Source organism: Leptospira biflexa serovar Patoc strain 'Patoc 1 (Paris)' (assembly GCF_000017685.1).
Lineage (GTDB): Bacteria > Spirochaetota > Leptospiria > Leptospirales > Leptospiraceae > Leptospira_A > Leptospira_A biflexa.
Genome location: NC_010602.1, coordinates 1,453,763 through 1,476,904, shown reverse-complemented (window position 1 = coordinate 1,476,904; position 23,142 = coordinate 1,453,763). Strand labels below are relative to the sequence as shown.

Genomic DNA, 23,142 nt, shown 5'->3' with positions numbered 1-23,142 from the left:
ATGTCCCAAATGATCGATCCGATTTCCAGTGAAATTTTTGAACGAAAGCCCTACTTACGAAATTATTTCAAAAACTTCCTCTCAAAAAATCGATGGGAACTAGCTCCCGCAAAGAAAAATGGGGAATATTATGTCTCATTAGATGGAAATCCACTCTCTTCTTCCTTTTCCCCCCTAACACAGGCAAAACGACTCGTCGATTCGTATTCGTTAAGACCAACAGATGTTGTGATTTTACTTGGTTTAGGGAATCCGCACCTTATACCACTTATCAGTGAAGCATTGGCCCCCGGGCAAATCCTTATCCTGATCGGAGAAGATGAAAGTTTAACCCCTGTTTTGTGGGATTTGTTTTTAAAACCCATCTTACAAGTGCCTGGTCGTCACCTCTTTAGTGGAGAAATGTTTTATCCCTTATTTTTTAACTACTTAGAATCACTTCCGATCGAAAGGGTGAGTGGACTAAAGGTCATACGTAACCCAACAGACACAAATCGAAATCCAATTTATAAAGAACTAGAAGAAAAAACGCAAAACGTATTTTCGGCGAAAATGAGTGACTTACTCACCAAGTTTGAATTTGAAAGGTTATGGATCAAAAATAGTATCTTTAACCTTGTCAAAGCCGAAACCCTCCCACCTGTTAAGTTTCCCATTTCGATGTTACGAGACAAGTTCCAAGGTCTCAACGCCGTACTCGTGTCAGCTGGCCCCAGTTTACGAAAAAACTTACCTTGGTTACAGGAAGTCCGTGACAAACTGTTTGTTTTCTCATGTGATACCTCACTAAAGGTCCTTTTAAAGGCAGGGATCCAACCCGATGGTGTTGTGACACTCGATGCCCAAACCAATTCCTTTTTCCATTTTATGGGAGAGTCTCTGACTCTAATCCCACTCTTTGCAGATCTTGTCAGTTCCCCTACCTTGTTACGAGAACCGATGTTCCAAACGGTTGTACATTCTGTTACAGCCAAATACCAAGTGGATGCGGAAGGCTCACTTGTCCGGGAAGTGACAGCTGGGGGAGAACTTGCCGAACAAGTGTTCCAAGATGTGGGTGACATCCAATCAGGAGGGTCTGTTGCCACAACCGCCTTTGATATGTTACGGTATATGGGGTTTGGAACCGTTTATTTTCTTGGCCAAGACCTCGCCTATTCAGGTCGTGAGATCCATTCCACAGGCACCCATCACAATGAAAAATGGCTAACCCTAGTGAACCGCAAAAACAGCCTGGAACGAATTAATGAGGTAATCATTCGCAAACGAGAGACTCGTTTTGTTCCATCTACAAACGCTGGGTCTGTTCTTACGGATTATGTGTTGGATTTGTATCGGCACTGGTTTGAAGAATCTGCTACTAGTGTGAAAGAAATGACTTTATGGAATGTGAACGAGGACGGGGCCGAAATTGTTGGGATCCCATCCTTATCCATAACTGCTGCCAAAGAGAAGTTAGCTGGGATCAGAAATCACAACTACCCTTGGCGGGATTTATCGATTTGGTCTGGGAATGGACCAAACCAAAACAAGGCATCGAATCAAGTTCCGCCACAATTTTCTCCCCATCAAAATGGTAGCAAAAACCTCTTCCAAAAAATCCAAACCGATCTTAGATTCATCGAATCCAAACTGGAGGAATTTGATCACGCCAACAATTTGCAGAGTGAAGGGGAACTGAAATCACCCTCTTCGTTTCAAGATTCGGAAATTTGGCTTTGGATGCAGAGTGAATCGTATTTACGTCGGCTCATTCGCAAAACAGAGATTTATTTATTACGCCATAGGGACTTGGACACAATTCGGAAAAACCAAATCATGATCCAATCCATCCGAAAGGAAATCCGTTATTTAAAACGAAGCCTTTATCCAATGATTGATTCATTCCCAGAAAAAGGGTGAAACACAGAATTGTCTTCAAACTCAGGAAAATAATCAAAAAATAATTTTTGAGACACCACTCTATAAGCAAAGGGATTTTTTTCCACATAACCATCTGTATGTGGAAGTGCTGGTAATTGGTGGAAATTGATTCGTTCTTCAAAGTTAATAAAATCACGGCGAGTGAGTTCCGGACGAAGTTCAAGCACTGTTTCTTTTAATAAGTTCCAATCCAGTTTAAAACTCATCCTGGCCCCACGAAAGGCTGGGGAACGTTCGAGTAGGTTCACGATCCGTTTTACAGGACAATCCATGTGGTAGTATTTGGTGAGATACACTTTCACATACCTTGCCGCAAGACCCACAGGTTCCCAAACCAATTCGGACTCAACATTTTGTTCTTCTTCTTTTTTGATTTCACTTAGGACTAAGTGGAGTTCAGGGATGGAAAGTTTCCCTGTCATAATCAGTGTGGATTCTTCCATTCCAAACTCACCGTAGTACAACCACTTATAAAAATCCTGAATCTCTGCTTCGGGATGGTCTTCTACAAGTTTGGTAATGAGAAAGAGTTTTTCTTTCTGCGTGAGTGTGGATTCTCTTTCATTTTGCATCTTCGGAAGCTCGGAGTTCTTTCCCTAATACGAGGCGCCTAATGTTCTCTCTGTGCGAATAGGTTATGAGGAAAAAAGTAGCAACTAACACAAAAAAGATGATTGGTTGGTATTCGGCACTAGGGATTACCTTCGAGGATCCAAAGTACCAAAGAGGCATGGATAAAGTCGCTAGGATGGAACCAAGGGAAACAAATCCAGAGATTTTATACACAATAAAAAAGATCACAATGGCACAGACTGTGACGACAGGCACAAGAGTCATGTATACACCAAGAGCAGTGGCGACACCTTTTCCCCCTTTGAAATGGAGAAAGGGCGTAAAAGTATGGCCAAGGATGGCGACGGAACCAAGTAGGATTTCTGTTGTGACAAGAGAATAAGGAGATTCAATATAAGAGGCGGAGATGACGGGCACAGCTCCTTTTAAGGCATCCAGAAGGAGTGCGATGAATCCATATTTCCAACCAATCACTCGGCCGACATTTGTGGCACCAATATTACGGCTGCCGTGCTCGCGGATGTCAATCCCTCGCACTTGTTTGGTGAGGATGTACCCCACCGGAATGCCACCAAAAAGGTAGCTGAATAGGATTGCGGCAAGAATCATTCCCTGCCCTCCTTTCCTTCGTTTCTGTTCCGGAGTTCGATCTCAACGGAAAGTCCGTCCAGTCCAAATTCCTTTACAATACTCTTTCGGTAGAAACTCAAAATATTTGAGGGAAAGAGTTTTGTATCATTCACGAAGAACAATATTTTAAAAGGAATCTGCGAGACCTGAGTGGCGTAATACACCTTCGGAGGTCGGTTCGATGCCTTCTGTACCTTATTTTTTCCCCCCCACTTGCTTAACCAGTCATTTAATTGGCGGGTCGTTAGCTTTTTTTGGGACTTTTCATAGAGGGCCACCACTGATTCCAAGAGTTTGTGGGTGCGGAGTTTCTCTTTGGCCGAAAGGGAAAGGAGAGGTCTCTCTTTTAGGATGGAGAGTTTTGCTTCCATTCTGTCTTTGTAATCCTTCCAAGAGTTGGATTCTTTTTCCGGGACCAAATCCCATTTGTTCACGGCCACAATCATGGGTTTTCCGAGTTCTTGGATTTCCCCAAAGATCTTTTTGTCAAATTCACCAAGTCCTTTCATGGCATCCACGAGAAGGACCACGACATCGGCTTCCCCCAAACTATGGAGGGTTCGTTTGTAGGAGTAAAATTCCAAACTCTCACCCGTTTTGGATTTCCTACGAATCCCTGCTGTATCGATGATTTCCAATTTATGGTTTTGGAAAAAGAACTGATCGGATACGGAATCCCTAGTGGTACCTGGCACCTCACTCACAACGGCTCGTTTGTAACCAAGGAAGGTATTGAGAAGTGACGACTTACCAGAGTTAGGTTTTCCAATGATCGCAATTTTACAATACGGATCTTCTTGGGTTTTGATTTTATCGGGGAGAAAAAAATTAATTTTTTGGTAAAGTAAATCAAAATTCCTACGACCAAGGGCAGAGATTGGAAGGAGTTCGTTTAACCCCAGTGTGTAAAATGGCTCCAAATCATACTCATCTTGTTCTGTATCCACTTTGTTGATGAGAGTGAGGACATTTTTCTCTTTTAAGATTTCATCTTTTTTGAAATAATCAATGAGTTTGTAGTCATACTTTCGTAAGTCTTTATGATCGATCACATGTAAGATGAGATCCGAATGGCGGAGATGTTCAAAGGCAATCTCTATGATTTCTTTTGAGATTTCATCAATGTTTTCAATGTCAAGACCTGGAGTGTCGGACAAAGTGAACGGAATTTTAAATTCAGCTCGTTCCACAGTTTTTTGTAATACATCCCGCGTAACACCCGCTGTGTTTTCGGTAATCGCACTTTGTGCTCGGAGAATGGCGTTAAATAATGTGGATTTTCCCACATTTTGTCTACCAACAATGGTGACCACTGGAAGTCCCTTCATTTGCGTAAGTGTTCCTTCATGGCTCTTTCCATATCGATTTTGGCTTCCTTTTTTTGGATATCATCCCGTTTGTCGTATAATTTTTTTGGTTTGGCTAATGCGACATCAATCTTCACCAAACGATTGTTCTTAAAGAAACAACGAGTGGCAACAAGCACAAGTCCCTTCTCTTTTATCGAACGATCTATTTTTTCAATTTCTTTTGCCTTGAGCAGGAGTTTTCTTGGACGAATTTCAGGGTGGTTCGCATAACCTCCGTTTTTGTAAGGAGGGATTTGAAAATTTTCTAAAAATACTTCCCCATTTCTCACTTTGGCAAAACAATCGGTGAGGTTTCCTTTTTTTTCACGAAGGGATTTCACCTCAGATCCTGTGAGTACAACTCCCGCCTCGAACGAATCGAGTAGTTCGAAATTGAACTTTGCCTTTTTATTGATCAAAGGATCAGTTCCGCGGGGTTTATCGTCTTTTTTTGTTTTGCCCATACTGATTACTGTCTCAAGGAATGGTGGATTTGCACGAGTCTCGCAATTTCAGCTCCAATGAGATTTGGCATCGAATAAAAATTATCCGCCGTGATTTGGAGTGAGTCGTGGAAGACATGTTCGGCAATGTAACGCGAACCAAGTCCTACCCCTAAAAATACATAATTTTTCTCTTCGTTTTTCAGTACAGCTTCTTTCATTTTTCTCGTATCAAAAGAGGCAAGTTCGTCTTCAATGTAGGTTTTTGCCCGCTGGCCTCGGAAGTCAGAAAGGATGACGATGATTTTGGTTTGGGCATCCGGGGAGAAGTAACGTTCACAATTAGAAAGGACTTGGTATTCAGGGATACTGTCCCCTTGCCAATTTTTGCAAAGGGCACTGAAGACTTCTTCTTCTTTCTCTGGGGTATAGTCTTCTTCGGCCGACTTGAGATGAAAAATGTCCACAGTATCTTTTGAATTTTTGATGTCACAGAAAGTATGGACACTGGTTTTGATATCATGTTCATTTAAGATGTGCAAACTGACAAGGAGAGCCGATAACATCGCAATTGAATATTCAAAGTTAAAGATCCTTCGGCACTTTGATACAAGGAAGGTGACTTCGACCCCTTTTAGTTTTTCATCATTCTTTTCGATTGTGGTTTTATCAAAGATTTTGGTATCACCCCTTCCACTTTTGTAGGAGATGTATTTGCGCGCATCCACCCTTGAACCTTCGTTTTTGTACATCCGGTGGATGTCGATTTCAGGATCAAAGAGTTGTTCTAAATTGAGTTCCACTTCTTCCAGTTCTTTTCCAAACACGGATTTAAATTCAGTGAGCCCCACCATGATGGAATAATCCCAAAGCAGACGTCGTTTTTTTAAGAATTGTTTATACAATTCTTCGGTCCGGTACCCCCAAGCACCACCACCGCCCTGCGGTTCCCCTTGGCCTTGGTTCCCTTGTGTGTCTTGCCCATACCAAGCATCGGGGCCTTCTTTGACCCTACCGCCTGTTTCAGGGGTATTGATCTCAATCCCTCGCCTTGTTTCCTCGCCTGCGTTTAATTTATTGGCTACACCGGTGAGAGGGTCCCGTTTATGGAGTTCTGGGTCCCACCAGTTTTTTCGATTCAGACCTGACTCAGTGGTAAATGTTTTTTTTTTCTCTTCGATTTCCTCGAAGAGTGTTGAGACCACTTCCACACCTGAAAGATAACCTTCTAACAGGCGTTCTAGTTCTTTTCGTTCCTTGGGATCGGCAATTTGGTTTGTGTAATAGATTTGTCCCCCACGGATCGCAATATCTTTTACGTCCTTTTGGTTGTAGCGGTAGATATGGTTTTTCCATTTGAGAAGGTTTGCGATCCCAAAACGGTAAGGCATCAGGTTTGCCGAACCAATGGTACGTTTTTCCGAAAGTTCTTTGGCCTTTAGGTGGAAACGAGCGAGGGAACGAGGCAGTACACCTTCTGGTAAAAAGAATTCTAAAATTTCTTCTAAAACTTTGGCATCTTCGAGTTCAGGAAAAAGGATGGGAGTGAAACGGTTACGGAAGGCACGTGAAATCGTAGTGACCGACTTGGAAGCTCGGAAGGATTTCATCCCAAAGACAACAGAAGTTTCTGTGAGTTTGATGGGAAGGTATTCCCCTGACTCTGGAGGGAGAGTGAGGGAACGAGCATCATCGGTTAACATATTCATTTTTTCAACAAGCTCGGCTCCTGCTGATTCAAGGCCTGAGATGAGGATGATATGGCCTTTTCGAATGGCACGTGTGAGTGGACCATCCACCCAATTGACACTTTCAATTTTTCCTTCTTCGGTAGGTTTTAGGGCACCGACCACATCGGAGGTATGCATCCCTTTGGATAACATCACGGATTCCAATTCAATGCCTGTGAGTTCGGTGAATAGTGGCAAAAATTCTTGCGGGTCCTGGTCCTCACGGTATTCAATGAGAATGTTTTCTTTGGCTTGGATGGCCGTGAACACTTGGTCAAGGAAATGGAGGATGGGTTCAGGAGTTGGGTATTTGGAGAGAAGGGAGATGGTTTTTGTTTCGTCCCAAGTTTTGATCTCTTTGTCATTCCAGAAGATGGTAGAGTTCTGTACATAACCTTTAGTAGGAACCAGTTTCACCGAGCCACCAAACTCTGATTCGATGAGCTCTCGTTGTTTTTCTTTATCTTCTTTTTTGCGGAATGGTTCTTCAAAAAGATATAAAGCTTCTCTTACCGAAACCGTTTTGTCTCCTGCACCAAACAACACCAAACGGTTGCAATACTTTTGAAGGGTTCGTAAATTAAAATGGTATTTTTCTAAGTCCCCTTTTCCAATCTCACCTGACTTGATTCGTTTTTCGGATTCGATATTAATACGGATGATTTGTTTTAACACATCTTCGGTAAGCATGGGATACAGTTTCTTTAAAATAAAAAACATCTCATCCGGAGAATAAGGATCCACATAAACAACGGCAAAATGTTTTGTGATATCAAATGGGAGGGGTTTACGACCTTCAAATCCTTCACTCGGGTTTTGGGTTCCAATGAACCAAAATCCGGTTTTCCCTTTCACTCGTTCCCCACTGCCTTCCAAGAGGTCTAGGTAATTGGATTCGTACACGGAAGAAAACCGTTTGATGATGTTTGGGGCACAAAGATTCATTTCATCGGCAACAAAACTAAGACCTTCGGAAAGTGCATTCGTCAGTGGACCGTTCGACCAAGTGAAACCTTTCCCATCGAGAAGGATGCGGTAGGATCCAATCAAATCTTCTGGGAGAGTGTCTTCATTAAAACTAAAGCGAAGCGTGGGTTGTTTTCGTAGGGAATTGATATAATAGATAAGAGCATTTTTTCCCACTCCCGCATCACCGACAAGAAGGACTGGCATCCCTTCGAGCATGGGGTAGAGGATTTTTTGTAGGGTTTGTTTCACCGAGTCAGTTTCAACAAGACTAGAAGGGAAAACGGGAAATTTTTCTGAGTGCGGAAGGACTGGCACTTTCACGCCGGCGATGGTTACAAATTCCATATCCTTCAGATTTCTACTCAATTGTAGGTTGTAAACCAAATTCTATTGACCCGTACCTCCCCAAAAAACCATGATGATTCCATGGAATTTGCCAATAGAATGAATGGGATCGACTCCTCTCCCATCCGAAAAGCCTTCGAACTTGCACGTAGCATCCAAAACCCCATCAATCTGAGTATCGGGCAACCCCACTTCCCTTGCCCACCTAACATCATCGAAGCGATGAATCGGGCAGCCATGGAAGGGAAAACCTCTTACACACTCACAGCGGGAATTCCTGAGTTAAAAACCGCGATGGCAGAAAAATACCGTTCCCAAAATCAGATGCAGTATGCACATGAGGATCGAATCCTTGTGACTTCTGGAATTTCCTCTGCTTTGTTTTTATTATTCAATGCTCTCATCAACGAAGGGGATGAATGCCTTGTGATCTCACCTTATTTTTTGATGTATCCTGCCATGATCAAATTTTATGGAGGGAAGTTGGTTCCCCTTTCCGAAAACTTTGAAGCCAAAGATTTGGAAACTCTGAAAAACAGAAAATTCAAACTCATCATCTTCTCCAATCCATCGAACCCAACAGGCAAAGTGTTTTCGAAAGAACAACTCCGTGCTTTGGCAAACCTGGCAGAATCCACAGGAGCCTACCTGATCAGTGATGAAATTTATGAACTCTTTGACTATGATGAGAAGTTTTTTTCCATCGGAAGTGAGTATGAAAAAACCATCACTCTCACTGGATTTTCGAAAACATACAATATGACAGGTCTTAGGCTTGCCACAATCCTTGCAGAAGAAAAGGTCATCCAAGCACTCACCACCTTACAACAGTACACTGTCGTATGTGCCCCTTCCATCACCCAATGGGCAGGGATCGAAGCACTTAAAACAGACATGACGGCTTATATCCAGGATTATAAAGAAAAACGCGATTTTGTTTACGAATCCTTAAAAGACTACTACCCCATCCAAAAATCAGGTGGTGCTTTTTATTCTTTTTTTCAAGTGCCTTGCGATGATGAAGAGTTCATCAAACGTGCTGTCAAAAAAGACCTCATCCTTGTTCCAGGGTTTATCTTCTGTGATGCCAAAAATTTTGTGCGACTATCTTTTGCAACCGAGTGGGAAACTTTGAAACGAGGGATGAAGGCCTTACAAGAACTTTCGAAAGAAAGTGAATCATTTTAGGAGAATAATGAAAAGAACATGGAATCACTGGTAGAATCAAACTGGTATTTTCTTTCCACCGGACTAGCTTATGTGATTCTATTTTTTTTTGCAACTTCCCTTGCCAGTTTTTACACCACACTCGGCGACAGAATCTTGTATTATTGTTATGAGAAAGGTCGTAAAACATTCCAAGGGATAGAACGATGGAAGGTAATCTTTTCCAAACCAAGCCACTGCCCTAGTTGCCAAACAAATGTAACAAAGTTGTATTTGGTTCCGATTTTCGGATGGTTTTTCACAAAAGGAAAATGTAACAATTGCAAAGTGGAGATACCAAAACTTTATCCACTCACTGAGTTTTTATTCGGACTCACAGCTATCTTTGTATTTTATGTTTCGGAATCATTACTTGGGACATTTTGCCTTTTGTTTTTTTTTGGTCACCTACTGATTGCAATGTTGACTGATTCGAAAAAACTTTCCCTTGATTATGAAAACCTACCCTTCCTTATTGGATTTGGTTTTGGTTCCAATTATTTTTTATTCGAAGAAACCATTGGGCTCTCGCATCTATATGTGTATTTGGGATTTTTAATTTTTTACCTTCTCATTTATCTTTTGTTACGTGGTGGAACGGGACTAGGAGATGTTCTCTTTTCTCCAATCTTTGCCTCCATCGCAGGTAATCCTTTTTGGATCGTGTATTTCAATTCTGCATACTTACTTGCGGTTGGCTTCAGTTTGATCCTCCGAAAAAAAGGAGAAACACTCAAAGGGAAAAAAGTTCCGATGGGACTCTATTTTTCATTAGGAATCTTTTTTACTTTTTTTTTCAAACTAATCGTCCATTATTATGAATGGGAGGGGTTCTTAAATTATGGAAACATTGAATGATTTAGCGCATATGCGCACAAATTACGTACGTTCTGTCCTTTCGGAAGAGACAGCTGGTTTTGATCCATTGGCACTTTTTTCGTTATGGTTTTCTGAGGCCAAAGAAGAAGGAGAGTTAGAACCCAATGCCATGAGCCTTTCCACAGTGAACACGGATGGCAAACCATCTGTCCGAATTGTACTCCTCAAAGGCCTTATCCGAAACGAGTTTCAATTTTTCACTAACTACAGTTCCCACAAAGGAAAGGACATCGAACAAAATCGGAACGTGGCACTCACTTTTTTTTGGCCCAAAATGGAACGCCAAATTCGTATCGAAGGAACAGTAACAAAAATACCAAAAGAAGAATCCGAAGCCTACTTTAAAATCCGACCAAGAGAATCACAACTAGGAGCCCTCACATCAAACCAAAGTTCGGTGGTGGTTTCTAGAGAAGAATTGGAAACCAAGTTTCAAACTCTCGAGAAAGAATGGGAAGGGAAAGAGATACCCATGCCGGAATCTTGGGGAGGGTATTCGGTATCTCCTAACAAAATTGAATTTTGGCAAGGTAGAGCGGGTAGACTCCATGACCGAATTGTATTCGAACGGAAAAACGAAAATTGGATTCGGTCGAGACTATCGCCTTAAATGAATGTCTCTTTTGAAAACATTTACTCAAATTCGAACATTGGAATTTAACGCAGAAAAACGTTTAACCGTGTAAGTTCAAAAGATGTCCCAGTTTTGTTTTTTTGGTCTGTAAGTATTTTGAGTTCTCTTCGATTGGATCAATTTCAATGGGAACCCGTTCGGTCACATGGAGGTTGTATCCTTCAAGGCCTACAATCTTACGTGGGTTATTTGTGATGAGTTTCATTTGTTTCACACCTATGTCACGAAGGATTTGAGCTCCAATCCCATACTCCCGTAAGTCAGGCGCAAATCCTAGTTTTTCATTGGCCTCCACTGTATCAAGGCCACCTTCTTGTAATGAATAGGCTTTGAGTTTGTTGATGATCCCAATCCCACGCCCTTCTTGTCGCATGTACAAAAGTACACCATTCCCTTCTTTTTCAATCATGCGAAGAGCATTGTGGAGTTGTGGTCCGCAATCACAACGTTGAGAGGAAAAAATATCTCCCGTCAAACATTCACTATGAACACGAACAAGCACTGGTTTGTCGGGATTGATGTCTCCCTTTACAAGTGCCATATGGATTTTGTCATCAATTTGGGTAGAGTATGCTTTGATTTTAAAATCACCAAACTCAGTCGGAAGGTTTGCTTCTACTTCTAAGTGGATGAGTTTTTCTTTATGCCTGCGGTATCGAATGAGGTCTTCAATTGTATAAATATTCAGTCCATGTGTTTTTGCAAATTTTTCCAAATCAGGAATCCTTGCCATGGAACCATCGTCGTTCATAATTTCACAAATAACACCACTCGGATAAAGACCAGCTAACTTTGATAAGTCAACTGCTGCTTCCGTATGCCCTGCCCTTCGTAACACACCACCTGTTACCGCTTGCAAGGGAAATAAATGTCCAGGTCGCATGAGGTCATCTGGTTTGGTATTAGGATCGAGTAGTACTTCGACAGTTTTGGCTCTGTCATGCGCCGAAATGCCAGTGGAGGTACCAAATTTTGCATCCACTGATATGGTAAAAGCAGTTCCGTGTTTATCGCCAAGAGATAAGTCATCTACCATCTTCCCGAGGCCTAAACTTTGAAGCCTGTCTCTTTCCATAGGAACACAAATGAGCCCCCTGCCATGGGTTGCCATAAAATTGATTTTGTCTTTGTCCGCAAATTGGGAGGCACAGACCAAATCGCCTTCGTTTTCTCTATCTTCGGAGTCGACGAGGATGATCATTTTGCCTTGGCGGATTTCTTCGATTGCTTCTTCGATCGGACGTATCATAGGGAAAGGCCTCTATATACTAAAACTCTGAAAGCCGTTCCGAATTAAAGAAGATTCCCAAAGAAATTCATTGATTTTTCCCTTTTCTTTTGTCTAAATGTTCCGGATCGGAGGGCATGTGGAGCTGAAATTAAACACAACAGGAAAGATCAAATCCATTGAAATCGCTGGAAAATTTGATATCGAATCCACCGAAGAATTTGAGTCCATTTTCAACAAACTCATTGAATCTAGCCCAAACCTCGTATCCATCGAAATGAGTCGCCTTGATTACATTGATTCCTCAGGGATTGGGTCTCTGATCAAAAGCCTCAATTCCTTAAAAAACAAAAAAGGAAAACTCCTCCTTGTGGGTATGAAACCCATGATCCAAAATGTGTTTAAATTAGCAAAATTGGATATGTTTTTTGAGATTATGAATGCCTCCGATTTCCAATCCAAATACGTTGATGCAGATTCTGATTCCGACATCGATGATCTGTTAAAACGAAATTAAGTAGGTTTTGCCTCACGATCTCGCTGCTAAATAATTTTCTATGTATTTGGCAAGGACATCAACTTCCACATTCAGTCGTTGGTCTTTCTTCCAAGTATTTGCATTTGTTTTTTGCATCGTTTCTGGAATGAGGATGAGTTGGATGTTACCGTCCTTCACGTCAACAACGGTGAGGCTAATTCCATCCAAGGTCACAGATCCTTTTTTGACAAAAAATCTCCGAAGTTCCTCTGGGACTTCCACCCAAAACTCTTCTACTTCATTTTCAATTTGTTTACGGCTGACCACTTTTGCCATTCCATCCACATGGCCTTGGACCATATGACCACCAAACCTTTGCCCTAGTGCCATAGCACGTTCTAAGTTCACAAGAGTTCCCTCCCCTAACCGAGACAAGTTGGTAAGTTCCAATGACTTAAAAGATGCATAAAATTGGAATATATTCCCTAAATCGGAAAATTTGGTAACAGTCATACAGGCACCGTTGATGGCAATGGAGTCACCAAGTTTCAAATCTGGATTTTCCCATTCCGTTTGGATGGTAAATTGGATTCCCGAGTCAATCGGTTCAATTTGGACAACTTTTCCAAGTGTTTCCACAAGACCAGTGAACATAGATTAACCTCTCCTATTTGTTTTTCGAAAAAATACAGAATTGGAACCAACCCTAAATTCCGAAACAATTGGTTCATGAATGAAATCAAAAGGGATTCCGTCAGGAATGGATTTTTTATGATTACGAATCTCTAAAGTACAATCTTCGTCAGTGAAACTTTCTTTTAGAAAATTTGGGAAAAAACTTCCCGCCTCACATAACAAGGTATTGATCCCCAATTTACCAAGTGTCTTCAGAAACAAATCCCCTTCATCCTGGTTGACTGAGATCAGGTGAGTGTTCGAAAGTGATTCCAATGTTTCCTTCATTTGACTAGAGATCCCAAACAAGTTGTCTTTCTTTTTTATGGAATTGGTAAGGAGAAAAAAAAGACAAAGTTTTTTTCCCAATCGTTCATTCAGTTCCCTTTGTTTGGTAAAAAAATGATCACTTGGCATTCGATTCGGATCCAAAACAAAAACCCGGTAGGGTTGGTATCGTTCCTCTTCCAATTGATGGATCGTAACACTCTCTTTTGTCCATCGACAAAGGGAAGAAAAGAGATTGGTTGCCGCCTCAAAAAAAGGGACCAGCTCCGTTTCTCTTTTGCAAGGTGCTACGGATTGGATCATCTCTTCTGTGATCCGAAAGTGTAAGGAAGGTTCATCGACTTTTGTTGTATTGGGTCCAACGGCAACGGCATCAAATTTTGCGCGAAGCAATTGCAAATACAAATCCATTTCTATAGAACTCACCCTTTCTTTTGTGAAGGATTTGGAAACGTAATTTCCTTCTGTGCTAGTCGCTGATTTGATCCAAACCCATGGTTTCCCTGTTTGCATTCGTTTCAAAAACCCTTGCAAATATGGAAGTGAGGTATTTGCAAGCATTGGATCCAACCTTACCTTGGTTCCCTGTTCCAAATACAGTTTCCAGTCTCCCGATTGGACCATGGGATTCGGATCTTTCCAACCGAGTAGGAGTTCTTTTGGTTTGTGTTGGAGCACCAAATCACGGCAAGGTGGTGTTTTCCCAAAATGGGTACAGGGCTCGAGACTCACCGATAGAATGGTATCGGAAAGGGAATTTTCGTCAGTTTGGATTTGGGAATGGGAATGTTTTTGTTCGACTAACGAATACAATTCCCTTTCGGCATGATTTCCGCCATAACCTTGGGTGTGGGCCTTTTCGATTGGCTCTCCAATGGAGTTTGTAAGAACAGCAGAAACAGGTGGGTTCCCGCCAGTTTTACCCATGGCAAGAAACCCAAGAAGGGAATGCAGAGAATAAAGTTCCTTCCTTTTCTCTACATCCATCAAATTTTCGTTATGCGAATCTTTTTTTCCTGAGTCGGTCGTAGATCTCAGAAATAGGTGCTGCAATGTAAATGGAAGAATAGGTTCCGACAATGACACCAAAGAGCAAAATGAACGCAAAGTCATACAATTCCGCCGCTCCACCCACAATGATTGCCACAACAGAAATCATGGTAGTGAAGGAAGTATTGATGGTCCTTCCCAAAGTTTGTGAAATCGAAACATTGATGATATTGGAAAGGGCAAGGTTGTCTTTTCCATGAGCATTTTCCCGAATCCGATCAAATACCACAATTTTATCATTAATCGAATACCCAAGCAAAGTAAGAAGAGCGGCAATGATGGGAACACTTGGTTTGATTTGTAAAAATCCGATCAATGCAAGTGTCATCAAAATATCATGCACGAGTGCGATAGCGGATGCGAGCGCAAATTTAAACTGAGACCGAATGCTTAGATACAAAAGAATGATTCCAAGTGTTGTGAGTAGAAGTGTGATCCCTACTTCTGTGAGTTCCCCACCAACAACAGCTCCCACTTGGTCTGCCGAAAGGACTTTTTCTTTTGGAAGACTGAATTCAAAACGAAGCAATTGTACAAACCTGTCAATGGCAGATGTAGAAGTTTCCCTTTTTTCTTCTGGGATTTCTTTGTAGAGTGTTTCTATCGTGGAAAGAGAACCAAGCCCCACATCCAATTGAAAAATGTTTTTCTCTTTTTCTAGTAAGATGACAACTGCTTCAATTTTTTTCGATTGGAAATAAGATTCTAAGTCAGTGCGTGATTTGTCTTTCGGAAGTTCTACTACGGTTCGAAGGCCACCGTTAAAATCCAATGAGTGAGCAAACCCACCATACTTGGAAAATGTGACAACAAATCCAAAAACAATTACCAAAAAGGAAATGCTTAACGTGAAGTATTTATACTTAGTGAAGTTGATATTATACATGTTTACCCTCTTTTTTACCAAAGAAAAAAGGTCTTAGGTTCAAATGGTGGACTCCGAATCGGTTTACAGTCAGTTCCATAAACAAACGAGACAAAAATAAGGAAGTGAAAAGAGTCGTCACAATCCCCCAACAAAGAGTGATCGCAAAACCTTTGATTGGTCCGTTTCCAAGTCGGATCATTAAAATCCCTGCGATGAGTGTTGTGACGTTTGCATCCATAATTGTCCAGAATGCATTTTCAAAACCTCTCGTGACAGCAATGGACAAAGCGCGCCCTTCTTCAATTTCCTCTCTGATCCTTTCGTAAATGATGACGTTCGCATCAACTGCCATACCAGCAGTTAAGATAATCCCCGCAATCCCTGGTAAGGTCAGAGTAAAATCCATCAAAGTGAGAAGTGCTGCCAAAATGATGATGTTTACAAGTAAGGATAAGTCTGCAATCAAACCACCTAACCGGTAGTATAGGATCATATAAACCATCACGAGAAAAAATCCAATTGCCACTGCCTTTACACCGACTTCAATGGATTCAATCCCAAGAGTAGGTCCAATGAAACGCATTTCGAGCACCGAAAGTGGAATGGGAAGTGCACCTTCTGAGATTACGTTTGCCAAACGAATGGCTTCTTGTTCAGAAAAACTTCCTGAAATTTCGGCACGACCACCAGCGATTGGGTCATTGATCACAGGATTGGAGATCACTTTGTCACCCCAAACAATGGCTAGGTTACGACCTCGATTTTCTGAGGTTAAATCAAAAAATTTCTCAGCACCATTGGGAGTTAAAGTAAAACTAACCATCCATCCATATGAGTTGGAATTATAAGATGGTTGTGCATTGGTCATATCATTCCCTGAAAGAGCGATTTTTCTTTCGAGGACAACAAAACTCCTAGGGAGTAAGGTTGACTTGGCAGAATTACCACGGGCCCACATTGCATACACTTTGTAGTCTTTGGGAATATTGTATTTTTTTTCGAGCCCAGCTAAAAATTCATCTTGGGCTTTTTTCCCCGCTTTGTTTTTCACAAGTTCTTGGAAGAGGAATATATCTGTTTTTTCCCTTTGCCCAAGGTCCATCAGTCGACTTTCACTATCGCTTATGATTTTTTTATAAGTAAAAGAATTTGGTTCTTCTAATCGGTATTCGACAGTTTCTGTATTTTGTAAAATTTCTAAGATCGCCGCTGAGTTGGAAACACCTGGGAGCGAGACTTCGATAGCATCTTGTTCCTTTTGGATTCTCACCTGAGGCTCTGTAAGGTTTTGAGTCGTAAGACGATTGTCGATAATCATCTTTGCCTTTTCTAACTCAACAATCTTACGCATTGGTGAAAGGTCAAAACTGGATTCGATTTCCGAAAGACGATTTTGTGCTTTTTCCTTCTCTTCTGGTTTTGCCAATGGATTGTTCAAAGTTAAATTGAGTTCTGCGATTTCTTTTGCATACAGGTCTCGGAGTTTGGCAGTGTAATCTTCGAAATCACCTTTGAGCACCACTCGCATTCCACCTTGTAGGTCGAGACCCAGTTTGATGGACAAGGACTTACCACCACGGATCATATCTTCGATCCAAGTTGGCTCCAATTTGTTTTTGCCTTCATTCACCAAACTTTGGTTCTCTTGAGAAATTTGGTTGATTTTAGCAGAAGTGATGAACCTTCCCTTCACAGTATAAAATGGATTTTCTTTCGGAGGGAGCGTACCTTTTGGTTCGATGGTCCAACCTGAACTTTTTCCATAATCGTTTTCCCAACGTTCAAAGAGTCCACCTACGACTGTTTTTTGTTCCGCTTCGGGTAGGGAATATACATCCTCTCTCACGACTACTTTTAAAGTTCGGTCGGCAAAATTAGGATACAAAATGGTAAAGGATACCACTAATATGAAAAATGGTAGAAGTAAGAGTCGATACGATTGCAAGTTGGTTTGCTCCTAAAAATTTTATCTTCTATAAGAACGGCTGCTAGAGCCAGGACGTGCGGATCTAAGTCTGTAAAAAGCAAAGAGGATGATGATACCGAGGATCATCATCGCTTTTTTGTATTTAGCAAAAAAATCAGAAAAACTAAAGAATGATTTTCCTGAATCTTTGGAAACATTAGTTTCCGATCCAGGGTTAGAAATTTCTTTGTTCCCAATTTTTAAGTCTCCACTAAAACCAGGAAGGCCTACGGGTTCAGCAGTGACCTGTGAATCCATCCAGAACGCATTCGAAACCACTTCCTCTTCTTCCACTAGCACGGGTTGTTTATCCACAAGATTCAGAGATTTATCGTTCACTACTGGATTCACATTTTGTGCGTTCACAAAATTGTTGTTTTGTGGGAGAGTTTCTGTCGTGAGTTGGTTCTGTTTTGATTTCTTTTTGGATCTCTTCTTTTTACCAGATGTGGTACCAGTTGTCGATACTACATTGTTTTGTTTTTTGGTGGGAGATTGAACCGTGTCTTCTTTGGGTTTGGTGGTGGATTTTGGTTTATCATTCACCTTGTCCAAAAAATCCAAACCCTCTTGCGCAAAGAGGGAGGTCGAAAACAAAACAATCAGAAGTAAAAAGAAGAAATGTTTCATCTTAGACTTTTTTCTTTAGAATGGCACTTGTATCAAAAGTTACATTCGTATTGGCAGATACACTGAGTACTACGGTTTCGTTATTGTCTTTGAATTCGACAATTTTACCGTGAAGGCCACTACTCGTAACGACGGTATCACCCTTTTGTAAGTTACCGATCATTTCTTTTCTTTTTTTCTCTTCTTTTTTGTTCGGAAGGATCACAAGAAAGTACATTGCGACAAGCATGATCGGAATGATGATGAGTGACTGAAGAGAGGACTTTGCACCCTCTTCTTGGGCAAGGATTAGGAATTGTGAAGTTAAAAATTCTAAATTGAGCATAGCTATTTATCCAATGTTTGCAGGCCTTATCTTAAATTCAATGTTTCACGAACGAATCGGAGAACTTTTTTCGTAAGTAGAGCTTCTTTGGCGATTTCATACCCGGAAGGAATGTCTTTCACCGCACCGAGTAAAAACAGAGACACACCCGCGTTCAGAGCAACCATCGCCGTGCCACCCGTCGGTTCACTCGGTTCCAGAACGGCCCGAAACAGTGCCTCGGCTCCTTCTTTCGAAGAAGAGAACACTGTATTTCGATCGAGTTCCCGGGGGGCCAAATTCAGTCCCTTCGGATCAAATCGCAGTTCTTTAGTGGTCTTTCCGTCAAAATGGGCGTAGTTTGTCGGTTCAAAAATGGAAAACTCATCCAAACCATCTTCTGAATGGCAAACGATGGCTTGTTTCAAACCCAATTTCCCTAAAATCTCTGCCATTGGCAAACAAAGGGAGCGGTCATAGACCCCCACAATTTGGTGGGTGGGTGCAAATGGGTTGGAAAGTGGTCCGATCAAATTAAAAAAAGTGCGAAAACCGAGGGCAGCCCGAACAGGTCCCGCATACTTCATCGCAGGGTGCCAAGACGGTGCAAATAAAAACACAAATCCCGTTTTGACAAATTCTGATTCAGATTCCTCATGGGTTCGTTCCAAAGGGTATCCGAGTCCCGAAAGGATGTCAGAACTTCCCGAAAGAGAAGAAACTGACCGGTTTCCATGTTTGGCAACCTTGTGGCCAAGACTGGCAAGAGTCAGAGCCGAAAGAGTGGACACATTCAAAGTCCCCTTTCCATCTCCCCCCGTCCCACAGGTATCCAAAAAATCAAAACCGAAACTGCTTTTTGGTTTGATCGCATGATGACGCATCGCACGGACAAAGCCGTACAATTCGTCCGTCGTTTCCCCTTTCATTTTCATCGCTGTGAGAAAAGAAGCAAGCACGGGTTCTGCGACGTTTCCATCCATTACTTCATTCAAAAAGAATTCGGCGTGCGTTTCCACCAAATGGTGTCCCGCCACCACTTGGTGGAGGATTTCTTTAATTGTGGGAGCGGTCATAAAAAATCCTTTTGAGATTGGAAAAGGTTAATAGTTGGTAATTGGTCACGATATAACGAAGGCCAGAAATCACAGTGATGAAAGTGGTAAAAAACATTCCAAAATAAGGAACAAAAGAAGCAATGGAATCAAAAAAATCTTTGAAACTCAAAGTCTCAGACGTTTTCACTAAAGTATAAAACTCATACACATTTTGGGAAGCCACCTCCAAAGTCGAAAGACCAGCGAGTTTTCCCAAGGCATAGGTTTCATTGATCATGGCACGGCGTTTTCCTGAGATGAGCATAAACACAACAAGGATGATGAGAATGGCTCCCATCTGGAAAGCCGTTTTGACTTTTCCCATCATGGTAGTACGTAGGCTATTGCCTGAGCGAACGGCAATGTAACGAAGGAAGGTGATGAGCATATCCCGGCCGACGATGAGAACTACAATCCAAACTTCAATCGGTTCGTGGATGAATAAAAAGGTAACAAAACATCCAATGACCAAAAACTTATCGGCGAGTGGGTCGAGGAATTTTCCGAATTCGGTTTGTTGGTTCCATTTCCGTGCCAAATACCCATCGACTAAATCGGTAAGGGAAGCGAGTGCAAATATCACAAAGGCAAAAATTTGGTATTCCCATTCTTTTTGGAATAAGGCAAAGATAAAAAACGGTAAGGCAAGAACCCTAAGAACCGTGAGTAGGTTTGGGATATTGGCAATGGTTTTCCAATCTTCCACTAATCCACCCAAGTCCCTGACATATCCAGTTCATAAAACGAATCCACTCTGACCTTTCCAAATTGGCCCAGTTTTAAATCCTTCGTTTCGACATAGACAACCTCATCGATTTCAGGTGCATCTTGGAGGCGGCGGACAATGGCTCCATCGTCTAACACTTCATCTACGACACAAGGGTAAATTTTGCCAATTCGGTTTTGGTGGATGGTCTTTAAGGTTCCAAGATAGGCTTCCCTTACAAGGTTCACGCGGCGTGCAATCTCTTTGTCCTTCAATTGGCCGTCCATCGTAGCACCCTTTGTTCCCTCTTGGGGAGAGTAGGGAAACAAATTGACTTTCTCAGGTTTCACATCTTCCACAAATCGAATGATCTCTTCGACATCTTCCATGGTTTCCCCAGGAAATCCAAGGATGAACGAAGTGCGGATTTCTAAATCAGGACGGATGTCCCTTGCTTTTTGGAATAGGGATTTAAAGAATTCATAATCACCAGTGCGGTTCATGGATTTTAAAACAGATTTAGAAACGTGTTGCAAGGGACTTTCCAAATACGGAGCAATTTTAGGAATTTCTCTGTACAAATCGAGTAACTTTTCTGTTTTTTTATCAGGATACAAATAGAGGAGTCGTAAGATTTCAAGCCCTTCCACAGCGGCAACAGAACGAACCAAATCCATCAGTTTGTCAGTGTCTTTGCCATAAAATACAGTGTCTTGGGAGACGAGGCAAATTTCTTTGGAACCGGCTTTTACCGCCAGTTTTGTTTGTTCTAAGACATCATTCGAATCTGTGTCTCTGTATTTCCCTCGTAAATTCGGTATGATACAAAAATGACAACCCCGATTGCAACCATCTGAAATTTTCACATACGAATATGGTTTGGAATAGTTTTCAATTCCTTTACTTGTCGTAAGCCTTTCGAGAAGGTCTTCGTTGAATTCGGTTAAGTCTTTGAATTCTAGAGGGAAATTTTTTCGTAAAATTTCCCCTGCTTTGTCGTATTTTCCTGTTCCGAAATGGAGATCCACCTCTGGTAGATCGTCAGAAATTTCTTTTCCCGCACGTTCTGCAAAACATCCAACAACAACTAACTTTTGTTTATTTTGTTTTTTAATGTCAATGGAATCGAGAATGGTTTGGATGGTTTCTTTGGTAGCATCTTGGATAAAGGTACATGTATTCACTAAATGAAAATCACTTGCTTCGGGGCCTGCTGCCGGAAGTAGTCCTTCTTTTAATAAGGACTGGTGCATGGCCATTGAATCCACAGTGTTTTTTGGGCATCCAAGTGTTGTAATGAAAAACGACTTGGGTGTTTCGTTTGTGTTTTCCAAAGACTTCGGCATTATTCGCCTAACTCTCCAATGATGGATTGTGTGGAATCATATGGGTTTGGTTTGCGGATGAAGATTTTTTTCACAAGTTTTCCTGGTTTTCCAAGAACCACTCGTTCTTTTCCATTTTGGACCATCTCCACAGCTCCCCCGTCTCCCACTTTGATTTCAAGACGGTCACGTGCTTCTAAGTGTTTCACTTCACCTGCAGAAACGAGACCTCTCTCACCCATTTGGCCATCCAATACAAATTCAACATAACTTGGTTTGGAAAAAAACAATGTGACTTGGATCGGAACATCTCCTACAGGAGATTTCACAGCCACACCTTCCCTTTCTTCTTTTAAGGTCACAAGGACTTTTGCCGATTTCTCTGTGACAGCTTGGGTCACCACTCGGATATCACGACGTAGGGATGCCAATTCTTCAATTTTATAAGAAAGGATGGTTTCTTCGCCCTCTGCTGTTTGGAAAAAATATACATTTTTTTCAGGGAAGATATTGAAACCAAGATTGGCCTTTCCATTGGAAACACCTTTGATGAACATTTTACATTGTTGGTTGTTCACACTAAAACTCACACCACGGTCTTCTGTGAGGATAAAGGGAACACTTGCATTTTCCGGAACACTTTGGGAGACAAAATTGATACCAGAAGGAATGTCAGAACTGTTTGTTTGTTCCACATTTTGGCTGACTTCTGTGTTGTCCTCATCCATAGAAACGGATCCAGAGTCTTCAAAACTGATGTAGATGATGTAAGCGGAAATCACAAATAAAAATAGGGAGACGAGGCTTATGATTTTATTGCGGTCTAAACTAAAGGGAGTGGTTGTGGGACGAGTGAGTTCTTCGAGTGGTGCTTGTGATTCTTCGATTTGTTCCCCGCGATACAAATTGAGCAACATGGCTGTATCGAGTTTTAAATAACTGGCATAGTTTTTTAAAAAACCAAGGGCAAAGGTTTCTGCTGGGAACTGAGAATAATCTTCTGTTTCTAAGGCGATGATGTATTTTGCCGCTATGTTTGTTTCTTTTGCGACATCTTTCACAGAAAGTTTTTTGTCTTCTCTTGCTTCTCTTAGGATCTGACCAACTCGTTTTGTATTCAAAATGAACTCCTCTTTAAGTTTAGTTCTCAGAGACAAGTGGGTTGTTGACAATTTTCGCGTTCCCGCTCATATGAAAATTGAAAACTCCATCTTGGATTTCTTCCGAAAAATTAATGTTTGAAAATGAAATCGTTGTGACCTTGCCACGGCCATCTGTTGCGACCGCTTTTTTGATTAAGTAAGATTCAGAATCCACAAAGAGTTTCATCTTTTCGAACCCACCAATTTTTTCCCTTTGGTCCAGATCGAGAACAAAGTATTTGGCACTGTCTCCCATCGAACGTGGTTGTTCGATGGTATCAAATTTATAATGGTATTTGCGAAAGAGACGGTTTAAACCATCGGGACTGTTTGTGGTAAAGATGGGGCCTGAAGAATTTTTGCGATCAAGGGTCAGGTCTTGTTTGCCAACAGCACCCAATCGTTTGATAAAGATATGGAGTGTTTTTCCATCAGATACAATTTCGTCCCCGTCTGGTTCTGAAAAATTGTATCTGATTTTTCCGGGACGTTTGTAGAAACATTTCCCACGCATTTGTTTTTCTTTTTTGTTGTCTTCCGTTTTGATGAGAAAATCAGCAGAATACGAATTGATTTCGCTGAAGTTTTTTTTGATCTTTTTGACCACTTCCGAAGGGGAATGCCAATTGTGAGCCGGACTTGTTTGGGCCTCCAAAGAAACTCCCAAAACAAGTAACAAAAATCCGATCCATACTTTCATAGAT

At 41.5% G+C, this 23,142-nt stretch carries 22 protein-coding genes; 5 read left to right on the top strand and 17 right to left on the bottom strand.

Annotated elements, in window-relative coordinates; genetic code table 11:
* A complete protein-coding gene (locus tag LEPBI_RS06940) occupies positions 1 to 1,902 on the top strand; it encodes a motility associated factor glycosyltransferase family protein (RefSeq protein ID WP_012388403.1) in 1,902 nt (633 codons plus the stop codon).
* Here the strand turns inward: LEPBI_RS06940 and LEPBI_RS06935 are convergent.
* From LEPBI_RS06935 to LEPBI_RS06915, 5 genes are read right to left on the bottom strand one after another with little or no spacing between them, the layout of a single operon-like run.
* Positions 1,866 to 2,495, bottom strand: coding sequence for a hypothetical protein (locus LEPBI_RS06935; protein ID WP_012388402.1), 630 nt, complete (start codon positions 2,493 to 2,495; stop codon positions 1,866 to 1,868). The genes LEPBI_RS06940 and LEPBI_RS06935 overlap by 37 nt on opposite strands.
* Entirely contained in the window at positions 2,485 to 3,105 is a 621-nt protein-coding gene (gene plsY, locus LEPBI_RS06930; protein ID WP_012388401.1) for a glycerol-3-phosphate 1-O-acyltransferase PlsY, read from the bottom strand. The genes LEPBI_RS06935 and plsY overlap by 11 nt, the downstream gene beginning before the upstream one ends.
* Positions 3,102 to 4,454 (bottom strand): ribosome biogenesis GTPase Der, encoded by a 1,353-nt coding sequence (gene der / locus LEPBI_RS06925; protein ID WP_012388400.1) that lies wholly within the window; start codon positions 4,452 to 4,454, stop codon positions 3,102 to 3,104. Before der ends, plsY begins: the two co-directional genes overlap by 4 nt.
* Positions 4,451 to 4,939, bottom strand: coding sequence for an SsrA-binding protein SmpB (gene smpB, locus LEPBI_RS06920; RefSeq protein ID WP_002974168.1), 489 nt, complete (start codon positions 4,937 to 4,939; stop codon positions 4,451 to 4,453). Before smpB ends, der begins: the two co-directional genes overlap by 4 nt.
* 5 nt (positions 4,940 to 4,944) lie before the next feature.
* Positions 4,945 to 7,962: an AAA family ATPase gene (locus LEPBI_RS06915; RefSeq protein ID WP_012388399.1), complete on the bottom strand. Its 3,018-nt coding sequence runs from the start codon at positions 7,960 to 7,962 to the stop codon at positions 4,945 to 4,947.
* A gap of 81 nt (positions 7,963 to 8,043) precedes the next feature.
* On the opposite strand from LEPBI_RS06915, the gene LEPBI_RS06910 reads away from it, so the two are divergent.
* The 3 genes from LEPBI_RS06910 to pdxH are packed head-to-tail and all read left to right on the top strand — an operon-like array spanning position 8,044 to position 10,657.
* Complete coding sequence (locus LEPBI_RS06910) at positions 8,044 to 9,150, top strand: pyridoxal phosphate-dependent aminotransferase (RefSeq protein ID WP_187148086.1); 1,107 nt, start codon at positions 8,044 to 8,046, stop codon at positions 9,148 to 9,150.
* An 18-nt stretch (positions 9,151 to 9,168) separates the two neighbouring features.
* Positions 9,169 to 10,026: a prepilin peptidase gene (locus tag LEPBI_RS06905; protein WP_012388397.1), complete on the top strand. Its 858-nt coding sequence runs from the start codon at positions 9,169 to 9,171 to the stop codon at positions 10,024 to 10,026.
* Positions 10,019 to 10,657, top strand: a complete 639-nt coding sequence (gene pdxH, locus LEPBI_RS06900; RefSeq protein WP_012388396.1) for a pyridoxamine 5'-phosphate oxidase — start codon at positions 10,019 to 10,021, stop codon at positions 10,655 to 10,657. The genes LEPBI_RS06905 and pdxH overlap by 8 nt, the downstream gene beginning before the upstream one ends.
* Positions 10,658 to 10,721: 64 nt before the next feature.
* Here pdxH and LEPBI_RS06895 read toward each other — a convergent pair whose 3' ends face one another.
* On the bottom strand, positions 10,722 to 11,930 hold the full coding sequence (locus LEPBI_RS06895; RefSeq protein WP_012388395.1) for a bifunctional 3,4-dihydroxy-2-butanone-4-phosphate synthase/GTP cyclohydrolase II: 1,209 nt from the start codon (positions 11,928 to 11,930) through the stop codon (positions 10,722 to 10,724).
* Between the two features lie 118 nt (positions 11,931 to 12,048).
* Here LEPBI_RS06895 and LEPBI_RS06890 point away from each other — a divergent pair, with 118 nt between their 5' ends.
* On the top strand, positions 12,049 to 12,426 hold the full coding sequence (locus LEPBI_RS06890; protein WP_012388394.1) for an STAS domain-containing protein: 378 nt from the start codon (positions 12,049 to 12,051) through the stop codon (positions 12,424 to 12,426).
* Positions 12,427 to 12,438: 12 nt separating this feature from the next.
* Here LEPBI_RS06890 and LEPBI_RS06885 read toward each other — a convergent pair whose 3' ends face one another.
* The 11 genes from LEPBI_RS06885 to LEPBI_RS06835 are packed head-to-tail and all read right to left on the bottom strand — an operon-like array spanning position 12,439 to position 23,138.
* The gene (locus tag LEPBI_RS06885; protein WP_012388393.1) at positions 12,439 to 13,041 is read right to left on the bottom strand and encodes a riboflavin synthase; all 603 of its coding nucleotides are present in this window, start codon (positions 13,039 to 13,041) and stop codon (positions 12,439 to 12,441) included.
* Between the two features lie 3 nt (positions 13,042 to 13,044).
* Complete coding sequence (locus LEPBI_RS06880) at positions 13,045 to 14,337, bottom strand: bifunctional diaminohydroxyphosphoribosylaminopyrimidine deaminase/5-amino-6-(5-phosphoribosylamino)uracil reductase RibD (protein WP_012388392.1); 1,293 nt, start codon at positions 14,335 to 14,337, stop codon at positions 13,045 to 13,047.
* 10 nt (positions 14,338 to 14,347) lie between these two features.
* On the bottom strand, positions 14,348 to 15,286 hold the full coding sequence (gene secF, locus LEPBI_RS06875; protein ID WP_012388391.1) for a protein translocase subunit SecF: 939 nt from the start codon (positions 15,284 to 15,286) through the stop codon (positions 14,348 to 14,350).
* The gene (secD, locus tag LEPBI_RS06870) at positions 15,279 to 17,213 is read right to left on the bottom strand and encodes a protein translocase subunit SecD (protein WP_012388390.1); all 1,935 of its coding nucleotides are present in this window, start codon (positions 17,211 to 17,213) and stop codon (positions 15,279 to 15,281) included. Before secD ends, secF begins: the two co-directional genes overlap by 8 nt.
* Before the next feature lie 21 nt (positions 17,214 to 17,234).
* Positions 17,235 to 17,864 (bottom strand): SRP-less Sec system protein, encoded by a 630-nt coding sequence (locus tag LEPBI_RS06865; RefSeq protein ID WP_012388389.1) that lies wholly within the window; start codon positions 17,862 to 17,864, stop codon positions 17,235 to 17,237.
* 1 nt (position 17,865) lies between these two features.
* Positions 17,866 to 18,189: a preprotein translocase subunit YajC gene (gene yajC, locus LEPBI_RS06860; protein WP_012388388.1), complete on the bottom strand. Its 324-nt coding sequence runs from the start codon at positions 18,187 to 18,189 to the stop codon at positions 17,866 to 17,868.
* A gap of 26 nt (positions 18,190 to 18,215) precedes the next feature.
* Positions 18,216 to 19,244 carry an anthranilate phosphoribosyltransferase gene (gene trpD / locus LEPBI_RS06855; RefSeq protein ID WP_012476239.1) on the bottom strand — a complete coding sequence of 343 codons (1,029 nt, stop codon included), beginning with the start codon at positions 19,242 to 19,244 and terminating at the stop codon, positions 18,216 to 18,218.
* Positions 19,225 to 19,971: a CDP-diacylglycerol--glycerol-3-phosphate 3-phosphatidyltransferase gene (gene pgsA, locus LEPBI_RS06850; protein WP_012388386.1), complete on the bottom strand. Its 747-nt coding sequence runs from the start codon at positions 19,969 to 19,971 to the stop codon at positions 19,225 to 19,227. Before pgsA ends, trpD begins: the two co-directional genes overlap by 20 nt.
* Positions 19,971 to 21,317 carry a MiaB/RimO family radical SAM methylthiotransferase gene (locus LEPBI_RS06845; RefSeq protein ID WP_012388385.1) on the bottom strand — a complete coding sequence of 449 codons (1,347 nt, stop codon included), beginning with the start codon at positions 21,315 to 21,317 and terminating at the stop codon, positions 19,971 to 19,973. Before LEPBI_RS06845 ends, pgsA begins: the two co-directional genes overlap by 1 nt.
* Positions 21,317 to 22,417, bottom strand: coding sequence for a helix-turn-helix domain-containing protein (locus LEPBI_RS06840; protein ID WP_012388384.1), 1,101 nt, complete (start codon positions 22,415 to 22,417; stop codon positions 21,317 to 21,319). The genes LEPBI_RS06845 and LEPBI_RS06840 overlap by 1 nt, the downstream gene beginning before the upstream one ends.
* Positions 22,418 to 22,436: 19 nt before the next feature.
* Positions 22,437 to 23,138, bottom strand: coding sequence for a LolA family protein (locus LEPBI_RS06835; RefSeq protein ID WP_012388383.1), 702 nt, complete (start codon positions 23,136 to 23,138; stop codon positions 22,437 to 22,439).
* Positions 23,139 to 23,142 lie beyond the last annotated feature (4 nt).